Annotated in this window: 17 protein-coding genes; 9 read left to right on the top strand and 8 right to left on the bottom strand. The window is 72.3% G+C overall.

Annotation, left to right across the window (positions count from 1 at the left end):
• The first annotated feature begins 34 nt into the window (after positions 1-34).
• A complete protein-coding gene (locus ACFYXA_RS11045; RefSeq protein WP_389030870.1) occupies positions 35-790 on the top strand; it encodes an alpha/beta fold hydrolase in 756 nt (251 codons plus the stop codon).
• A 47-nt stretch (positions 791-837) separates the two neighbouring features.
• On the opposite strand, the gene ACFYXA_RS11040 is transcribed toward ACFYXA_RS11045, so the two are convergent.
• Positions 838-1,437, bottom strand: coding sequence for a class I SAM-dependent methyltransferase (locus ACFYXA_RS11040; protein ID WP_389030866.1), 600 nt, complete (start codon positions 1,435-1,437; stop codon positions 838-840).
• A 152-nt stretch (positions 1,438-1,589) separates the two neighbouring features.
• Here ACFYXA_RS11040 and ACFYXA_RS11035 point away from each other — a divergent pair, with 152 nt between their 5' ends.
• The 5 genes from ACFYXA_RS11035 (at position 1,590) to ACFYXA_RS11015 (ending at position 7,048) form a co-directional block, all read left to right on the top strand.
• Positions 1,590-2,387 (top strand): MHYT domain-containing protein, encoded by a 798-nt coding sequence (locus ACFYXA_RS11035; RefSeq protein ID WP_389030863.1) that lies wholly within the window; start codon positions 1,590-1,592, stop codon positions 2,385-2,387.
• 227 nt (positions 2,388-2,614) lie between these two features.
• Entirely contained in the window at positions 2,615-5,515 is a 2,901-nt protein-coding gene (locus tag ACFYXA_RS11030) for a nitrate- and nitrite sensing domain-containing protein (protein WP_389030860.1), read from the top strand.
• Entirely contained in the window at positions 5,512-5,949 is a 438-nt protein-coding gene (locus ACFYXA_RS11025) for a roadblock/LC7 domain-containing protein (RefSeq protein ID WP_352246963.1), read from the top strand. The genes ACFYXA_RS11030 and ACFYXA_RS11025 overlap by 4 nt, the downstream gene beginning before the upstream one ends.
• A gap of 22 nt (positions 5,950-5,971) precedes the next feature.
• Positions 5,972-6,382, top strand: coding sequence for a DUF742 domain-containing protein (locus ACFYXA_RS11020; RefSeq protein ID WP_352246964.1), 411 nt, complete (start codon positions 5,972-5,974; stop codon positions 6,380-6,382).
• Between the two features lie 60 nt (positions 6,383-6,442).
• The gene (locus ACFYXA_RS11015; RefSeq protein WP_130440202.1) at positions 6,443-7,048 is read left to right on the top strand and encodes an ATP/GTP-binding protein; all 606 of its coding nucleotides are present in this window, start codon (positions 6,443-6,445) and stop codon (positions 7,046-7,048) included.
• Between the two features lie 56 nt (positions 7,049-7,104).
• On the opposite strand, the gene ACFYXA_RS11010 is transcribed toward ACFYXA_RS11015, so the two are convergent.
• A complete protein-coding gene (locus ACFYXA_RS11010) occupies positions 7,105-7,533 on the bottom strand; it encodes a PPOX class F420-dependent oxidoreductase (protein WP_352246965.1) in 429 nt (142 codons plus the stop codon).
• Positions 7,534-7,661: 128 nt separating this feature from the next.
• Here ACFYXA_RS11010 and ACFYXA_RS11005 point away from each other — a divergent pair, with 128 nt between their 5' ends.
• Positions 7,662-8,075 (top strand): roadblock/LC7 domain-containing protein, encoded by a 414-nt coding sequence (locus tag ACFYXA_RS11005; protein WP_351088782.1) that lies wholly within the window; start codon positions 7,662-7,664, stop codon positions 8,073-8,075.
• Positions 8,076-8,211: 136 nt separating this feature from the next.
• Positions 8,212-9,129, top strand: coding sequence for a DUF6397 family protein (locus ACFYXA_RS11000; protein WP_389030853.1), 918 nt, complete (start codon positions 8,212-8,214; stop codon positions 9,127-9,129).
• 28 nt (positions 9,130-9,157) lie between these two features.
• On the opposite strand, the gene ACFYXA_RS10995 is transcribed toward ACFYXA_RS11000, so the two are convergent.
• Together ACFYXA_RS10995 and ACFYXA_RS10990 are read right to left on the bottom strand one after the other, a co-directional pair.
• Positions 9,158-10,024, bottom strand: a complete 867-nt coding sequence (locus tag ACFYXA_RS10995; protein ID WP_389030849.1) for an acyl-CoA thioesterase — start codon at positions 10,022-10,024, stop codon at positions 9,158-9,160.
• Positions 10,025-10,139: 115 nt separating this feature from the next.
• Complete coding sequence (locus ACFYXA_RS10990) at positions 10,140-12,653, bottom strand: DEAD/DEAH box helicase (protein ID WP_389030846.1); 2,514 nt, start codon at positions 12,651-12,653, stop codon at positions 10,140-10,142.
• 145 nt (positions 12,654-12,798) lie between these two features.
• On the opposite strand from ACFYXA_RS10990, the gene ACFYXA_RS10985 reads away from it, so the two are divergent.
• Positions 12,799-13,593, top strand: coding sequence for a metal-dependent hydrolase (locus ACFYXA_RS10985; protein WP_130440212.1), 795 nt, complete (start codon positions 12,799-12,801; stop codon positions 13,591-13,593).
• A gap of 32 nt (positions 13,594-13,625) precedes the next feature.
• On the opposite strand, the gene ACFYXA_RS10980 is transcribed toward ACFYXA_RS10985, so the two are convergent.
• The 4 genes from ACFYXA_RS10980 to ACFYXA_RS10965 all read right to left on the bottom strand — a co-directional run bounded on the left by ACFYXA_RS10980 (position 13,626) and on the right by ACFYXA_RS10965 (position 18,367).
• Complete coding sequence (locus ACFYXA_RS10980) at positions 13,626-13,883, bottom strand: type B 50S ribosomal protein L31 (RefSeq protein WP_352246969.1); 258 nt, start codon at positions 13,881-13,883, stop codon at positions 13,626-13,628.
• A gap of 117 nt (positions 13,884-14,000) precedes the next feature.
• Positions 14,001-14,471 (bottom strand): DUF5709 domain-containing protein, encoded by a 471-nt coding sequence (locus ACFYXA_RS10975; RefSeq protein ID WP_351340591.1) that lies wholly within the window; start codon positions 14,469-14,471, stop codon positions 14,001-14,003.
• 252 nt (positions 14,472-14,723) lie between these two features.
• Positions 14,724-16,568, bottom strand: a complete 1,845-nt coding sequence (locus tag ACFYXA_RS10970; RefSeq protein ID WP_389030840.1) for an ABC transporter ATP-binding protein — start codon at positions 16,566-16,568, stop codon at positions 14,724-14,726.
• The gene (locus ACFYXA_RS10965; RefSeq protein WP_389030837.1) at positions 16,565-18,367 is read right to left on the bottom strand and encodes an ABC transporter transmembrane domain-containing protein; all 1,803 of its coding nucleotides are present in this window, start codon (positions 18,365-18,367) and stop codon (positions 16,565-16,567) included. The genes ACFYXA_RS10970 and ACFYXA_RS10965 overlap by 4 nt, the downstream gene beginning before the upstream one ends.
• Positions 18,368-18,439 lie beyond the last annotated feature (72 nt).

Raw genomic sequence — 18,439 nt, 5'->3', positions numbered from 1 at the left:
GAGTCGGCCGAGCAGATGTTCCGAGGAGGCAGTCATGCGGCAGGCAGAGTTCGGCGGCGGAAGCCACATCCGGTGGACGGAGACGCCGGGCGCCGAGCCCGCGCGCGTGTACGTCCACGGGCTGGGCGCGACCTCGGCCGTCTACCACGCGCACGTGGCGTCCCGGCCCGAACTCGCGGGCCGGCGAAGCCTGTTCGTGGATCTGCCCGGACACGGCATCAGCGACCGGCCCGCGGACTTCGGCTACACGCTCGAGGAGCACGCCGACGCGCTGGCCGCCGCGCTGGACTCGGCGGGCGTCGCCGAGGCCGAACTCGTCGCCCACAGCATGGGCGGCTCGGTGGCCATTGTGCTCGCCCACCGCCGTCCCGACCTGGTCTCCCGGCTCGTCCTGACGGAGGCCAACCTCGACGCCTTCCCGCCGCCGACCGCGGGCAGCAGCGGCATCGCGAGCCACTCCGAGGACGAGTTCGTCGACGGGGGCCACGCGCGCGTGCTGGAGAGCGTCGGCCCCCTGTGGGCGGCGACCATGCGGCTCGCGGACCCGCGCGCCCTGCACCGCAGCGCCGTGGGGCTCAGGCGCGGATCCGAGCCGGTCATGCGGGAGATGCTGACGGGGCTGACCGCCGTAAACCGCGTCTACCTGCAGGGCGAACTCAGCGGGGCGCTCGAAGGGGCGGACGCCCTGGAGCGCGCGGGCGTGCGCGTGGTGACGGTCCCGGACGCCGGGCACAACGTCATGTTCGACAACCCCGACGCTTTCGTCGAGGCGGTCGCCGGAAAAGCGTGAGGCCCGGGGTCGTCCCGCGCGCGAGGGTGTGCAAGTGCGCGGCGGCCTCAGGCCTCCCGCACGGCCAAGGCCAGGTAACGGGTGTCCTCGTCGACATATGACGTCATGCGCCACCCGGAACCGGCCAGCAGGGGACGCAGGTTCGCCTCCGCGCGCAGGTCGTCCGCGGTGATCTTCCGGCCGTGCCGAGCCGCGAGCGCTGCCCTGCCGATCGGGTGGAACAGAGCCAACATGCCGCCGGGGCGCACCACCCGGGCCAACTCCCGCAGATTCGCCGCCGGTTGAGGCAGATGCGATATGAGGCCCGCCCCGAACACGGCGTCGAGCGACCCCGAGCGCAGAGGGAGCGCGGCGACGTCGGCCAGCAGCAGTCGCCCGTCGCGGTGGCGTCCGGCGCGTACGGCGGCCTCCAGCATGGCCGGCGTCAGATCGACTCCGACGACCGCTCCCGAGGCCCCCACGGCCGCGCGAAGGGGCGGCAGGGCCCGTCCCGTACCGCAGCCCGCGTCCAGTACGCGGTCGCCCTCGCGCAGACCGAGTTCGGTGACGGCGGCCGCGTAGGCGGGGCCGTCGTCCGGGAACCTGCGGTCCCAGTCCGCGGCACGGGTGGTGAAGAACTCCTGCACGCGTGTGTGGTCGTCGCTCATGCACCGCATGATTCCTCACCCCCGAGGAGGAGATGACGGCGCGCATGTTCGAGCGTGGGGCGATCGAGCCGGTGCACATCCATGTCAGATTGCGGCACCTTTCGAAATGCGCCCCCATTGCGCTCCTGTGCCCCCACTAGCGTCCCGGGTTCATGGGACACCTGGACCACGCCGCCTTCGGCTGGCTGACCCCCGTGCTGTCGTACGCGATGGCCTGCGTCGGCGCCGCCCTCGGGCTGCGCTGCACGGTCCGCGCGCTGGGCACCGCAGGCCGCTCGCGCCGCAACTGGCTGGTGACGGCCGCCTCTTCGATCGGCACCGGCATCTGGACCATGCACTTCGTGGCCATGCTCGGCTTCGCCGTCAGCGGCACCGACATCCGCTACGACGTCCCGCTGACCGTGCTCAGCCTCCTCGTCGCCATGATCGTCGTCTGCGCCGGCGTCTTCGCCGTCGGCTACGGCCGCGGCCGCACGCGCGCGTTGCTGATCGGCGGACTCACCACAGGCCTGGGCGTGGCGAGCATGCACTACCTGGGCATGGCCGCCGTACGGCTGCACGGCGACGTGACGTACGACCCGACGCGCGTCGGGCTCTCCGTCCTGATCGCCGTGGTGGCGGCGACCGCGGCACTCTGGGCGGCACTGAACATCAGGTCCCCGGTCGCCGTCACCCTGGCCTCCCTCGTCATGGGCGCGGCGGTGAGCAGCATGCACTACACGGCGATGTTCGCCGTGCACGTGCGGGTCACGCCGTCCGGCGAGGCGCTGCCCGGGGCCACGGCGATGCAGTTCATCTTCCCCCTCGCCGTCGGTCTCGGGTCCTACCTCTTCCTCACCTCGGCCTTCGTCGCCCTGTCGCCCACCACGGGGGAACGCGAGGCGTCCGCCTCGGCCCAGCAGCTTCCCGACCGCGTCACCGGCGGCGGTCGGCAGACCCGGGCCGTGTGACCGCGGAGGGCCGTGCCGTCGGCTGCCCTCATCACCGGCACGTCCGTGACTCCCGTACGACCCGCGCGGCCCACCGCCGGACCGCGCGTCCTCCAACCCACCGCACCTCCGACAACGGACCGCCAGTTCCCGTATGGGGCCCGTGGTCCGCGCACACGACCGCACGTACCGCACGGGGCCGGATCCGCACAGGACCGCACGTCCCGACGACTCCGAGCGAGGAGGCCATGCGCACACCCCGGAGCACCTCCACGGGCGATGCCGAGCTGCCACCCCCCGTGCGCGGCCGCCGCGCCCATGCCGGACCGCCCGCCGACGAAGGCCCGGACGGGCAGGCGGGAACACCGGCGACCGCGGCCCTCACGCGCGCGGGACGCCGACGGCTCCGCCCGCGCACCGTCCGCGCCAAGATCGTCTGCCTGCTGATGGTGCCGGTCGTCTCCCTGCTGGCACTGTGGGGGTACGCCACCGTCAGCACCGCCCAGGACATCGCCCGACTGCGCCAGGTGCAGCGCGTGGACGCACAGCTCCGTACGCCCGTCACGGACGCGGTCGCGGCGCTGCAGACCGAGCGGGCCGCCGCCGTGCGTCGTGCGACCCGCCCGGCCGCCGAGCAGGAGGCCGAGCTGAAGGAGCTCGGGGAGCGGACGGACCGCGCGGTGGCCAGGCTCAGGCTCGGCGACGACAGCACCGTGGCCGACGGTCAGGAGCTGCCCGCCGATGTCGCCCGACGTCTGGCGGCGTTCGTCTCCGGGGCTGAGGCGCTGCCCGCCCTGCGGACCGCCGTGATCGACGGCGACGCGGACTGGGACGAGGTCTACGGGACCTACACCCGGACGATCTCGGCGGCCTTCTCCGTCGGCGGCTCCCTCTCCGGCATTCAGGACGCCGAACTCGGCTCCGACGCGCGCGTGCTCCTCGAATTCGGCCGAGCCGGAGAGGCGCTGGCCCAGGAGGACGTCGTCCTCGGCAGCGCACGTCTGGCCGGCGGCCTCGACGGCGCCCGCCTGCGCCTGTTCACCGGCGCCGTCGATACGCGCCGCGCCCTCACCCAGTCGGCCACGGCCGACCTCGGCGGCCCTGAGCGCGCTGCCTGGCGAAACCTGTCCACCAGCGGCGCGTACACCGTCGTGAACGCCGCCGAGGACAGGGTGCTCGCGGCGGAGCCCGGCGCCCCGGCCGTCGCCGCCGCACCCGAGACGGCCTGGCGCCAGGCACACGCGCGTGTACAGGACGGCATGCGGGCCGTCGAGGCGGACGCCGCGCGCCGGGTCGCCGAGCGTGCCGACCCGTTCACCCGCGGCCTGCTCACCCCGGCCGGCGCGGCCGTGCTGCTCGGTCTCGCCGCCGTCGCCGCCTCGCTCGTCATCTCGGTGCGCATCGGCCGCGCCCTCGTCGTCGAACTGGTCGGCCTGCGCAACAGCGCCCTGGAGATCGCCCGGCGCAAACTCCCCGAGGCCATGCGCAGACTCCGCGCCGGCGAGGAGATCGACGTGCGTGCGGAGGTGCCGCCCGGGGCGCCCGCAGAGGACGAGACCGGCCAGGTCGCCGAGGCGCTGGCCACCGTCCACCGCGCCGCCCTCGAGGCCGCCGTGGAACGTGCCGAGCTGGCCAGCGGCATCTCCGGGGTGTTCGTCAACCTCGCCCGCCGCAGCCAGATCCTCGTCCACCGTCAGCTCAGCCTCCTGGACAGCATGGAGCGCCGCTCGGACGACCCGGACGAGCTCAGCGACCTCTTCCGGCTCGACCACCTCACCACGCGCATGCGGCGTCACGCCGAGAGCCTGATCATCCTCTCCGGGGCGGCCCCCGGCCGGGCCTGGCGGATGCCCGTGTCACTGACCAACGTCGTCCGTGCCGCCGTCTCCGAGGTCGAGGACTACGCGCGCGTGGAGGTGGGCCGGCTCCCGGAGGCGTCCGTCGACGGCGCCGCCGTCGCCGACCTCACCCACCTCCTGGCCGAACTCGTCGAGAACGCCGCCCAGTTCTCGCCCCCGCACACACGCGTACGCGTCACCGGCGAGCCCGTCGGCAACGGCTACGTCCTGGAGGTGGAGGACCGGGGACTGGGCATGGGCAAGGAGACCCTCGCGCAGGCCAACCGGCGCATCGCCCAGTCCCAGGCCCTCGACCTGTTCGACAGCGACCGGCTCGGACTGTTCGTGGTCAGCAGGCTCGCCGCCCGCCATGACGTCAGGGTGCACCTGCGGACCTCGCCCTACGGCGGCACCACGGCGGTCGTCCTGCTGCCGACCGCCCTTCTGCACGGCGGCAACCCGGAACGCCCCGCCCACGAGGGGGCCGACGCGGGACAACCGGAAGAACGCGCCTACGCACGTGTGCCCGGTGCCGACCGGCACCGGGAGGCCGTGCCCGCGACCGCCGACCGACCGGCTCTGACAGCTTCCGCCCAGACGGCCTCCGCCCAGACGGCCTCCGCCCAGACGGCCTCCGCCCAGACGGCCTCCGCCCAGACGGTTCCCCCGCCGGCCGCCCCCGCGGAGGGTCCCGCCGTCCGGGCCGCCGCCGGGCCGGCGGAAGCCGACACCCCACCTTCCGGAGTCACCGCCTTGCGCCTGCACCGCCCACCGGACGACTCGGGCGCCCCGGACGGACGGGGCGGACCGGCCGCAGGACACTCCGGAGAGCGCCCGATCGGGCCTTCCGCCAGAGCCTTTGGGGGACGTCAGTCCGAACCGCCCGCGAGACCCTCCGGGGGACGTCGGTCCGAACCGCCCGCCGGACCGTTCAGGGGACCTCACGCCGGGCCCCCCGCGAGGCCGTCGGACGGACCTCATGCCGGGGCACCCGCGCGCCCGACCCCGGGGCGCCAGGCCGAACCACCCGCCGCCGGACCGTCCGGAGGACAACCCGCCGGATCGGACGACCTCCCGCGCCGGGTACGGCAGGCGAGTCTGGCCCCGCAACTGCGCAGGTCACCGACCGAGGGCCCCGCCGGGGCGGCACCGGGCCGACACAGCGGCGAGCGGCGCACCCCCGAACTCGTGCGCGACCGGATGGCCGCCTACCAGGACGGCTGGGCGCGCGGCGGCGGCAGGCGACCCGGCAGCGATGCCACCCCGGACCCCGAACCGGGCAGCGAAAGCAGCGAAGGAGATTCCGCATGATCCAGGACCCGAGCACGAGACCGGCCGGCCGCTCCGGTGAACTCGACTGGCTGCTGGACGACTTGGTGATGCGCGTCAGCGAGGTGCGGCACGCGGTCGTGCTGTCCAACGACGGCCTCGCCGTGGGCTCCTCCAGCGCCCTCAGCCGCGAGGACGCCGAACACCTCTCCGCCGTAGCCTCCGGATTCCACAGCCTCGCCAAGGGCGCCGGCCGGCACTTCGGGGTCGGGGGCGTCCGGCAGACCATGGTCGAGATGGACGACGGCTTCCTGTTCGTGGCCGCCGCGGGCGACGGCTCCTGCCTCGCCGTCCTCACCGCCGTGACCGCCGACATCGGCCTGGTCGGCTATGAGATGGCCCGGCTGGTCAAACGCGTCGGCGAGCACCTCTACACGCCGCCGCGACTCTCCTCGCGGCCGCACACCGCCGGCTGAGGCGAGAGAGCGACCCGTGCGGATGACCGAGGACCCAGCCGCCGCGCTGAACGAACAGGGCAGCCGATGGTACGACAGCGAGGCCGGGCCGATCGTCCGCCCCTACGCGATGACCGGCGGACGGACGAGATCCGGACCCGCCGGAGTCGACTTCGACCTGATCGCCCTGATCACCCCGACTCCCGGGGGAGCCGACGCCGGTGACACAGGGCTGGGCCCGGAGCACCGGACCCTCGTCGACCTGTGCCGCGCGGAGACGCAGTCCGTCGCGGAACTCGCCGCCGGCGCCGACCTGCCCGTGGGCGTCGTACGGGTCCTCCTCGGCGACCTGCTGGAACGCGGCCGCGTCACGGTCAGCCGCCCGGTGCCGCCGGCGCAACTTCCCGACGAGCGGATCCTGCGCGAGGTCATCGCGGGGCTGCGGGCCCTGTAGACGAACGCGGCGCTCCATCCCGAAACCCACCGACCGACACCGTCCTGAGAGAAGTGATCCATGGTCCCCGAGCACTCCGAGGCCACGGGCGGCGACACGGCCGCGCTGGCGCTGAAGATCCTGGTCGCCGGCGGTTTCGGCGTGGGCAAGACCACGCTGGTGGGCGCGGTCAGCGAGATCAAGCCGCTGCGCACCGAGGAACTCCTGAGCGAAGCGGGCCAGTCGGTTGACGACACCGACGGCGTGGACCAGAAGGTCACGACGACCGTCGCCATGGACTTCGGCCGGATCACCATTCGCTCCGGGCTCTCCCTGTACCTGTTCGGCACCCCGGGCCAGGACCGCTTCTGGTTCCTGTGGGACGAACTGTCACAGGGGGCGCTGGGCGCGGTGGTCCTCGCCGACACGCGACGCCTGGCGGACTGCTTCCCGGCCGTCGACTACTTCGAGCACCGGCACATCCCGTTCGTGGTGGCCGTCAACTGCTTCACGGGAGCGCGCGCTTACGCAGCCCCCGAGGTCTCCCGCGCCCTCGACCTCGACGAGGGCACCCCCGTCGTGATGTGCGACGCGCGTGACCGGGCCTCGGGGAAGGAGGTGCTGATCCAACTCGTCGAGTACGCCGGGCGGATGCACGCCGCCCGGCTGCTCGACTCCGTCAGCTGACGACCCACGCCACGTACGACCGCGTGTCCGGCCGTCTCAGTCGGCCACGGCTGCTCTCAGTCGGCCACGGCCGACTGCGCCAGGACCTTGTCGATCGTGACCCGGACGAGGAGTTCGCCGGGGACGCCGTTGCGCGCGCCGAACTCCTCGGCGCGCTCCTCACCCATGTAGCGCCCCGCGATACGGGTCGCCCAGTGGCGCACCTCGTCGACATCTTCGGAGATGCTGGCGTTGCCCCGCAGCACCACGAAGCCGAACGGCGGGCGGTCGTCGTCCACGCACAGCGCGACCCGGCCGTCCCGCGCCAGATTGCGCCCCTTCACCGAGCCCTTGCCGGTGTTGAACACCACCTCGTCCCCGTCGAGCAGGAACCAGATGGGCGCCACGTGCGGACTGCCGTCCGCACGGACCGTCGACAGTTTTCCGGTGCGGGTGCCGTGTGAGACGAACGCCCGCCATTCCTCATCGGTCATCTTGTGTGCCATGACCCCATACTCCTTGCCCGTCGGCCGATGGTGGGGAAGGCTGGCGGACAGGCTCTCGGGGCCGAGGGCGTGCCCGCGCTCCGGCAGGGGGACACGACACGGGGAACGTGACACGGGGAGACGCTGACATGGCGCAGAAGCAAGGGCTGGGGTGGCTGCTGGACGACCTGACCGAACGGGTCGGTCACGTCCGTCACGCGCTGGTCCTTTCCAACGACGGGCTGGTGGCGGGCGCGAGTACGGGGCTGCGTCGCGAGGACGCCGAGCACCTCGCGGCGGTCTCGTCCGGCTTGCACAGTCTGGCCAAGGGGTCCGGGAGGCACTTCGGGGCGGGCCAGGTGCGTCAGACGATGATCGAGTTCGACGACGCGTTGCTGTTCGTCACGGCGGCCGGCACCGGAAGCTGCCTGTGCGTGCTCAGCGGCGCGGAGGCCGACATGGGACAGATCGCCTACGAGATGGCTCTGCTCGTCAATCGGGTCGGAGAACACCTGACCGTCGACGCCCGCCGACCCGGGTCGGCACCGTACACGGACCTCTGACCTGCACTTTCCGCGACTTTCGGGAAGTTTTCTTAGTTATCCACAGGCTTGCCACGCTCTGCGTGAATCCGGATACGGTTTTTCCCAGGCCACCGCGGACGGCGCGGGGGCACCGTACTCCACGGGGGAGACGACCATGTCCGGTCACACCGTCATGCCGGCGCACGCTCCGGCCCGCAGCTTCAGCCGTGCGGCACGAGAACTGGGTCTGAAGCGCAGCGAGTTCGATCTCGCCGTGAACCTCGGGCGTATCAGGACCGTGCCCGACGAGGGCGGCGGGGGCCGCCGGGTGGCGTGCGCCGAGATCGACCGGCTGCTGCGGTCGCCCGGCTTTCCCGAGACGTTGGCCGACAGTGTCCAGGCCGTCGGCACCACCGAGGGCGCTCAGATCGTGGGGGTGCCGCCCGCTCGTTTCACCCGCCTGGCAAAGGTGGGGCTGGTGGTTCCGGTGAAGTTTTACCTCAACCGCTATCGAGCTGTCGTCTGGCTGTATCTGGCCGAGGAACTTCGCCAGTTCGCGCAGGACGGGGACAACGCGTTCCTGCTTTCGGGGCGCACGCCCGACTGGATCCGGGGGCAGTTGGCGGCCGGGCAGGACCTGCGGCCCCGCAACTGGCGAGGACGCCATCTGGGCTTCCTCCTGCGGCAGGCCGAGGGCCCGTGGCAGCAGGCGGGAGCACTGGCCGCGTTCCTCGACCCGGCGCAGGTCGCGAAGATCGTCAGCGATCCCTACGAACGCAGCCACCTGAACCGCTTCCGGCCCGCGCCGCCGGCACACGGGGTGCCGGGATCACCGGCCGCGCATCTCGTCGAGAAGATCACGACAGCGGACGATCCCGACGAGATCGGCTGGCTGAGGTCCGACCTGGCCCGGGCACTGGAGGAGGCCCGAACCCACCATCCGGCGCCACGCCCGGCGAAGGCGACCCCATCGGAAGCCGACCCGGCCGTCGTCACTCCGGCACCCACATCGGTGGAGCGAGTGACGACGCCCGACGAGCGGTGGAACGCGCGCGGCGGTCTGCTCGGGTGGCTTCGCCGCAGAGGCGCATGAACAAACCCACCACGCTGAGACCGTCGGCCTACAGAGCGCGGAAGAGGCCCTCCTGCACGACGGACACCAGCAGGCGCCCCTGAACGTCGTAGATCCGCCCGCGGGCCAGACCGCGCCCGCCCGTCGCGATCGGCGACTCCTGGTCGTACAGGAACCACTCGTCCGCGCGGAACGGCCGATGGAACCACATCGCGTGGTCCAGAGACGCCATGTCGAAGTTCCGCGGCCCCCACAGCGGTTCGACGGGGAGCCGCACGGCGTCGAGGAGCGTCATGTCGCTGGCGTACGTCAACGCGCAGGTGTGCACGAGCGGGTCGTCTCCCAGCGGACCGACAGCGCGCATCCACACCGCGCTGCGCGGCTCGGCGTCCTTGATCTCCTCGGGCTTCCAGCGCAGCCCGTCGGCGTACCGGATGTCGAAGGGCTGGCGGCGCGCCATCCGCTCCAACTGCTCGGGCAGCGCACCCAGATGCTCCCGGACCTCCTCGGCGACCGTCGGCAGGGACTCCGGGTCCGGGACTTCCCGGGCCGGCGGCAGCTGGTGCTCGAAAGGACCTTCCTCAGGCTTGTGAAAGGAGGCGGTGAGATTGAAGATCGTGCGGCCCTGCTGCACGGCGGTGACCCGGCGCGTCGTGAACGACCGCCCGTCCCGCACCCGCTCGACCTGGTACACGATCGGCACGCCCGGCCGGCCCGGACGCAGGAAGTACGCGTGCAGCGAGTGCACGGGCCGGTCCCCGTCCGTGGTGCGGCCGGCCGCGACCAGCGCCTGGCCGGCCACCTGGCCGCCGAAGACCCGCTGGAGGGACTCGTGCGGGCTGCGGCCGCGGAAGATGTTGACCTCGATCTGCTCCAGGTCGAGCAGGTCGACGAGCCTCTCGGCGGGATTCGTCATCGGTGTGCTTCTCCTGTGCCTGCTCCGGCGCCTTGTTCCGCGCCTGCTTGCGACCTTGTTCCTGACCGTGTTCCGACGCGTGCCCCCACATCCCGGCGGGCGGCCGGTCCGGTGCTCACAGCTGGCCCACGCCGGTGACGCGGACCACCGCGCGACCCTCGGCGTCCGAGGCCGTGAGGTCGACCTCCGCGCTGATGCCCCAGTCGTGGTCGTCGTTCGGGTCGTCGAAGATCTGACGGACCCGCCACAGCGCGTTCTGCGGCTCCTCCTGGATGACCAGCAGCTTGGGGCCACGGGCGTCCGGGCCAGTGCCGAGGTCGTCGTACTCGTCCCAGTACTTGTCCATCGCCTCGCCCCACGCGTCGGCGTCCCAGCCGGACTCGGCGTCCATCTCGCCCAGTTCGTCCACGCGGTCCAGGGCGGCGAGCTCGACGCGGCGGAACATCGCGTTGCGGACGAGTACACGGAAGGCGCGCGCGTTCGTGGTGACCGGCTTGACCTCGTCGGCCTTCTCCTGAGCCTCCTCGGCGGTCATCTCCTCCGGGTTGGCCAGCTGCTCCCATTCGTCCAGCAGGCTGGAGTCGACCTGGCGCACCATCTCGCCCAGCCACTCGATCAGATCCTGGAGGTCCTCGGACTTCAGGTCGTCCGGAATGGTGTGGTCGAGGGTCTTGTAGGCGCTGGCCAGGTAGCGCAGCACGATGCCTTCGGTGCGGGCCAGCTCGTAGTAGGACACCAGCTCGGTGAACGACATCGCCCGCTCGTACATGTCGCGGATCACCGACTTCGGCGACAGCGGATGGTCGCCGACCCACGGGTGGCTCTTGCGGTACGTGTCGTACGCGTGGAAGAGCAGCTCCTCCAGCGGCTTCGGGTAGGTGATGTCCTGGAGGCGCTCCATGCGCTCCTCGTACTCGACGCCGTCCGCCTTCATCGCGGCGACGGCCTCTCCGCGCGCCTTGTTCTGCTGCGCGGCCAGGATCTGGCGCGGGTCGTCCAGGGTGGACTCCACGACCGAGACCATGTCGAGGGCGTAGGACGGCGACTCCGGGTCGAGCAGCTCGAACGAGGCGAGTGCGAAGGTGGACAACGGCTGGTTGAGCGCGAAGTCCTGCTGCAGGTCCACGGTGAGACGTACGACGCGGCCCGTGGCGTCCGGCTCGTCGAGTTTCTCCACGATGCCGCCGTCGAGCAGCGATCGGTAGATGGCGATGGCGCGCCGGATGTGCCGCAACTGCTGCTTGCGCGGCTCGTGGTTGTCCTCCAGCAGATGCCGCATGGCCTGGAAGGCGTTGCCGGGGCGGGCGATCACCGACAGCAGCATCGTGTGCGTCACCCGGAACCGGGACGTCAGCGGCTCCGGCTCGGAGTCGATCAGCTTCTCGAAGGTGTTCTCCGTCCAGGCGACGAAGCCCTCCGGAGCTTTCTTGCGCACCACCTTGCGGCGCTTCTTCGGGTCGTCGCCGGCCTTGGCGAGCGCCTTCTCGTTCTCGATGACGTGCTCCGGCGCCTGCGCGACCACGAAGCCCGCCGTGTCGAACCCGGCCCGGCCGGCGCGGCCCGCGATCTGGTGGAACTCGCGCGCCCGGAGCGTGCGCACACGGTTGCCGTCGTACTTGGTGAGCGCGGTGAACAGCACGGTGCGGATGGGCACGTTGACGCCCACGCCCAGCGTGTCCGTTCCGCAGATCACCTTCAGCAGGCCGGCCTGGGCGAGCTTCTCCACCAGCCGCCGGTACTTGGGTAGCATGCCGGCGTGGTGCACACCGATGCCGTGCCGCACGTACCGCGAGAGATTGCGGCCGAACTTGGTGGTGAAACGGAAGTTGCCGATCAGCTCGGCGATCTGTTCCTTCTCCTCCCGCGAGCACATGTTGATGCTCATCAACGCCTGCGCCCGCTCCACCGCCTGGGCCTGCGTGAAGTGCACGATGTACACGGGGGCCTGCTTGGTCTCCAGCAGGTCCGTGAGCGTCTCGGTCAGCGGCGTGTACCGGTACTCGTAGGACAGCGGCACGGGCCGGGTGGCCGAGCGGACCACCGCGGTGGGCCTGCCGGTGCGGCGGGTGAGGTCCTTCTCGAAGAAGGAGACGTCGCCGAGCGTCGCCGACATGAGGACGAACTGCGCCTGCGGCAGCTCCAGGATGGGGATCTGCCAGGCCCAGCCGCGGTCGCCCTCCGCGTAGAAGTGGAACTCGTCCATGACGACCTGGCCGACGTCGGCGTCCTTGCCGTCGCGCAGCGCGATCGAGGCGAGCACCTCCGCGGTGCAGCAGATGACCGGGGCGTCGGCGTTGACGGACGCGTCGCCGGTGAGCATGCCGACGTTCTCCGTGCCGAAGATCTTGCACAGTTCGAAGAACTTCTCCGACACCAGCGCCTTGATCGGGGCGGTGTAGAAGGTGACCTCGTCCCGGGCCAGGGCGGCGAAGTGCGCGGCCGCCGCGATCATGCTCTTTCCGGAGCCGGTGGGCGTCGAAACGATCACGTTCGCCCCGGAGACCACCTCGATCAGCGCCTCCTCCTGGTGGGGGTAGAGCGTGAGACCCCGCTCCTCGGCCCAGGACTCGAAGGCTTCGTACAGGGCGTCGGGATCTGCGGTCGGCGGCAGCTGATCGATGAGGGTCACGCCCCCATCTTGCCTGCCCAGGTGCCCGAGGCGGGAATCGGCTGCCGGACCGAAGATCACGGCCGATACTCTGTGTCGCCGACGGAGCGTCATCGCACCCGGTCAACTGGACAGCGGCACACGAGGAACAGGGCGGGCAACGGCCATGATGGGACCAGCACACTCACTGTCGGGCGCCGCCGCCTGGCTCGGGGTCGGAGCGGCGGCGGCCGCCTCCGGCCACACGATGCCCTGGCCGGTCCTGCTGTCGGGCGCGCTGATCTGCGCCGGGGCCGCGCTCGCCCCGGACCTCGACCACAAGGCCGCGACGATTTCCCGTGCCTTCGGGCCGGTATCGCGCTGGGTGTGCGAGATCGTCGACAAGCTCTCCTACGCCGTCTACAAGGCCACCAGGAAGCAGGGCGACCCGCGCCGCTCCGGCGGGCACCGCACCCTGACGCACACCTGGCTGTGGGCGGTCCTGATCGGCGCGGGCGCCTCGGCGCTGGCGATCACCGGCGGCCGCTGGGCGGTGCTGGCGATTCTCTTCGTGCACCTGGTGCTGGCCATCGAAGGCCTGCTGTGGCGGGCGACGCGCGGATCCAGCAGCGACGTGCTGGTGTGGCTGCTGGCGGCCACCAGCGCGTGGATAGTCGCCGGGATCCTGGACAAGCCCGGCAACGGCTCCGACTGGCTCTTCACCGACCCCGGCCAGGAGTACCTGTGGCTGGGCCTGCCCATCCTGTTGGGCGCGCTGGTGCACGACATCGGGGACGCGCTGACCGTCTCGGGCTGCCCGGTGCTGTGGCCCATCCCGATCGGGCGCAAGCGCTGGTACCCGATCGGCCCGCCCAAGGCGCTGCGGTTCCGGGCAGGCAGCTGGGTCGAACTGAAGGTGCTGATGCCGGTGTTCATACTGCTCGGCGGGGTGGGCGGCGCGGCGGCGCTCAACTTCATCTGACTCCACTGAGGCGCGCCGCGGCAGTCGCCGGCTCAGGCCGTCGTCGAGCCTTCGCCGTAGCGCCGCTCGAACCGTGCGATGCGGCCCTCCGAATCCACTGTGCGAGCCTTGCCCGTGTAGAAGGGGTGGCTCTCCGAGGAGATCTCCACATCCACCACCGGGTAGGTCTCGCCGTCGTCCCAGTCGATGGTCTGATCGCTGGTCGCGGTGGACCGGCTCAGGAAGGCGTATCCGGCGGCGCGATCCCGGAAGACGACCGGGTGGTAGTCGGGGTGCTTGTCCTGCTGCATGCGTACTCCTCGTACGGAGGGGGCCGCTCCCGGCGCGGGAGCGGAACCGGGTCGTGGGACCGGGGCGGGGCGGTCCTGCCGCCACCCCCGGCCGTCGTCACGCCGGCGGTGGCCGGGTCAGCCGTACAGAGTGTCCTCGTCGACGATGTGCACCGCGGCTTCCTCGGCGGAGGCGGCCGCGCCGTCGATGCCGACGTCCGTGGCGATCAGGGCGCTCTCCTCGTCCTCGTGGGCTCCCTCGTCCGGCGCCAGGAGCCGGCCGGAGCGGGCGGAGCCGACCTCGTTGTCCAGGAGTTCCCCGTCGGTGCCGTCGCAGTCGCCGATGCCGTCGCCGTCCTGCGGCGCGAGGTCCGGCAACTCCTCCGCGAGCCGCTGGTCGAGGGTCTCGCCCTGCCGGCGCTCCGCGGCCGTCACACCGAGGTGCTCGACGGCCCACGGCCGCTCCGGAGGCGACCAGCCCCGGTCGAGCGGGTCGGCGACCCCGTCGTCCAGCAGGGTGTCCTCCGCGTCGAGCAGTCCCGCGTCGTCCTGGATGTCGGAGGCATCGGGCTGGTAGACGTCGTCCCCCCATCCGTCGGCGCTGTTCACGGGTACCTCCAAGGGGTGACGGACCCGTCCTCACCGGGGCGGGCTGCGGGAGACAGCCGCACGGAGCCCCGGCCGGGCGCGGCGCCCTCCGGACGGACCGGTCCGGCTGCCCTCCGCGCGGGTACCGCTTTCCAGCGTTCCACCCCGGTTCGGTGGCGCGCAACGGCAGAGGCGGCGGGGGCCCGGGAGCAGGCGTCGGTGCCGCCTGCTCCCCGGCCCCCGGGCGCGCGCCGGATGCGCGGCGGCCTCCCGTCACCCGTGCCAGGACCGCCAGAGCGCCGCGTACGCCCCGTCGGCTGCGACCAGCTCCGGGTGGCTGCCCAGCTCCGTGATCCGGCCGTTCTCGACGACGGCGATGACGTCGGCGTCGTGGGCGGTGTGGAGGCGGTGCGCGATGGCGACGACGGTACGGCCGTCCAGGACGCGCGCCAGGGACCGTTCCAGATGGCGGGCGGCCCTCGGGTCGAGGAGAGAGGTCGCCTCGTCGAGGACCAGCGTGTGCGGATCGGCCAGCACCAGGCGGGCGAGCGCGATCTGCTGGGCCTGAGCCGGGGTGAGCGCGAGCCCGCCGGAGCCGACCTCGGTGTCCAGGCCGTCCTCCAGCGCCCGGGCCCAGCCGTCCGCGTCGACCGCGGCCAGCGCGGCCCACAGCTCGGCGTCGGCGGCGTCCGCAGTGGCCGCGGTGTCCGTGCCGTCCACCGGCGTGCCGTCCTCAGCGCTGAGCCGGGAGTGGGGCAGGGCGAGCCGGAGGTTGTCGCGCAGCGAGCCGACGAAGACGTGGTGTTCCTGGTTGACCAGTGCCACGTGCGAGCGGACCCGTTCGGCGGTCATCCGGGACAGTTCCGCGCCGCCGAGGGCGACCCGCCCCTCGCGCGGGGCGTAGATCCCGGCGAGGAGCCGGCCGAGCGTCGACTTGCCCGCCCCCGAGGGGCCGACCAGCGCGAGCCGGGTCCCCGGGGCGACCTCGAGGGAGACCTTGCGCAGCACGTCGACGCCCTCGCGGTAGCCGAAGTGGACGCGGTCGGCGAGCACGTCCCGCCCGGCCGGTTCCAGCCCTGGCTCCCCGGTGTCCGAGGCGATGTCGCGGACACCGACGAGCCGGGCCAGCGACACCTGCGCCACCTGGAGCTCGTCGTACCAGCGCAGGATCAGGTTCACCGGATCGACGAGCATCTGCGCGAGGAGCGCGCCCGTGGTGAGCTGGCCCACGCCGATCCAGCCCTTCAGCACGAACACCCCGCCCAGCATGAGCACCGAGGCGAGGACGGTGACGTGCACGATGTTGATGACCGGGAAGAGCACCGACCTCAGCCACAGTGTGTACCGCTCCCAGGCCGTCCACTGCTCGATCCGCAGCTCCGACAGCGCGACGCGGCGCTCGCCGAGGCGGTGGGCCTCGACGGTGCGTCCGGCGTCCACGGTCTCGGCGAGGGCGGCGGCCACGGCGGCGTACCCTGCGGCCTCCGAGCGGTAGCCGGCCGGCGCCCGTTTGAAGTACCAGCGGCAGCCCGCCACCAGCAACGGCACCGCCACCAGCACCGCAGCGGCGAGGGGCGGCGCGGTGACGACCAGTCCGCCGAGCAGCAGCGCCGCCCACATCACGCCGATCGTCAGCTGGGGAACGGCCTCACGCATGGCGTTGCCCAGCCGGTCGATGTCCGTGGTGATGCGGGACAACAGGTCGCCTGTCCCGGCCCGTTCCAGCACGCCCGGCGGCAGCCGGACCGACCGCACGAGGAAGTCCTCGCGCAGGTCGGCCAGCATCCGCTCGCCGAGCATCGCGCCGCGCAGCCGCACCTGTCGTACGAACGTGGCGTGCAGGAGCAGGCCGAGCACGAACAGGGTGGCGCTGAGCTCCAGCCGGAGGTCGCGCGTCCCCTGGGAGAGCCGTTCGACGAGGTCGCCCAGGATCCACGGCCCCACCATGGAGGCGATCGTGGCGACCGTGTTGACGGTCACGAGAAGCAGGAACGCGCGCCGGTGCCGGCGCAGCAGTTCGGCCACGTAGGCGCGTACGGTCGCGGGGGCGCCGACAGGCAGGGTGCTCGCCGTCCTGGGGGCCGCCGGGTCGTAGGCGGGTGGCGCCACGCCGATCATGCCGTCTCCTCGATCTCTCGCAGTTCGTCGTTGGTGAGTCCCTTGAGGGCGCCGCTCAGCGCGGTGTCCTCGTCGGTCTCCCGGGTCACCACAGCGCGGTATCGCGCTTCGGTGTCCAGCAGTTCGCGGTGGGTGCCGACCGCCTCGACCCGGCCCTCGTGCACCAGGACCACGCGGTCCGCGCGGTCCAGGAGCAGCGGCGAAGAGGTGAACACGACGGTCGTCCGGCCGGACCGCAAGGCGCGCAGCCCTTCGGCGATACGGGCCTCGGTGTGCGAGTCGACGGCGGAGGTGGGCTCGTCCAGGACGAGGACCTCCGGGTCGGTGAACAGCGACCGTGCGAGTGCGAGCCGCTGTCGCTGCCCGCCGGAGAGGGAGCGCCCGCGTTCGGTGATGCGCGCGTCCAGGGGATCGTCGGCCTCCAGCGAGCCCTGCACGAGTGCGTCGAGCACGTCACCGCACTGGGCGGCCGCCAGCGCGTCGGCCGCGTCGACGGCGCCCGAGGCGGGCACGTCCAGCAGGTCGCGGAGGGACCCCGACAGCAGCACCGGGTCCTTGTCCTGGACGAGGACGGCGGTGCGCGCGCAGTGCAGCGGCAGCTCGTCCAGCGGGACCCCGCCGAGCAGTGCGGACGGGCCGTCCTGCCAGGAGTGCCCGCCCAGGCGTTCCGCGAGCAGACCGGCCGCGTCCGGGTCGCCGCACACCACGGCGGTGAGCCGGGAGGCCGGGGCGAGCAGCCCGGTCTCCGGGTCGAACAGGTCGCCGCCGGGGAGGTCGGCGTCGCGTGAGCCGTCGGTGTCCGTCGCCCGTTGCAGCGACAGGACGCGGGCGGCGCGCTGCGCCGCCGGTCGGGAGAACGAGTAGGCCATGGCGATCTCCTCGAAATGCCTGAGGGGATAGGTGAGCACCATGACGGAGCTGTAGACGGCGACGAGTTCACCGATGGTGATGCTGCCGGTGCGGGCCAGGTGAACGCCGTAGACGACCACGACGACGATGAGCAGGCCCGGCAGCAGTACCTGGATGGCGCTGATCAGGGACCACATGCGGGCGCTGCGGACGGCCGCGTGCCGGACCTCCTGGGAGGCGCGCCGGTAGCGGTCGAGGAAGAGTTCCTCGCCGCCGATGCCGCGCAGCACACGCAGTCCGGCCACGGTGTCCGAAGCCAGTTCGGTGGCACGTCCGGCCTTCGCGCGCTGGTCGTCGGCCCGGCGTGTGGCGCGGGGCAGCAGCGGCAGCACGGCGAGCGCCAGCACGGGCAGGCCCACGGCGACCACGATCCCGAGGGCCGGCTGGTAGACGACCAGGCCGACGCAGACGAGCACGACGGTGAGGGCGGCGGCGGTGAAGCGTGACACCGCCTCCACGAACCAGCCGATCCTCTCGACGTCGCCGGTGGAGACGGCGACGACCTCCCCGGCGGCGACCCGACGGCTCAACGCGGAGCCAAGATGTGCGGCCTTGCGGGCGAGGAGCTGCTGGACGCGGGCGGCCGCGGTGATCCAGTTGGTGACAGCGGTCCGGTGCAGGAAGGTGTCGCCGATGGCGATGGCGGCCCCGAGCAGGAGCATCAGCCCGCCGGCGAGGGCGAGTCGGGAGCCCGAGCGGTCGACGGCGGCCTCGACGGCGTATCCGACGCAGAAGGGCTGCGCCGAGACGGACACGAAGTGGAGCAGCCCCCAGGCCAAAGCCTTGAACTGGCCGCCCAGTTGGTTGCGGCCGAGCCACCAGAGGAAGCGGGGACCCGAGCGTGCGTCCGGCACACCCGGGTCGGGATACGGAAGGTCTTGGATCTGCATGACGTCCCAGTGGCTCGTGTCAGGTGGGGGAGAGGAAGGCGGACGCACGGGTCCGCGCGGGCTTCGCAGCAA

Source organism: Streptomyces sp. NPDC002566 (assembly GCF_042889585.1).
Taxonomy (GTDB): domain Bacteria; phylum Actinomycetota; class Actinomycetes; order Streptomycetales; family Streptomycetaceae; genus Streptomyces.
The sequence above is the reverse complement of the archived record's forward strand: the minus strand, read 5'-3'. Positions and strand labels throughout refer to the sequence as shown.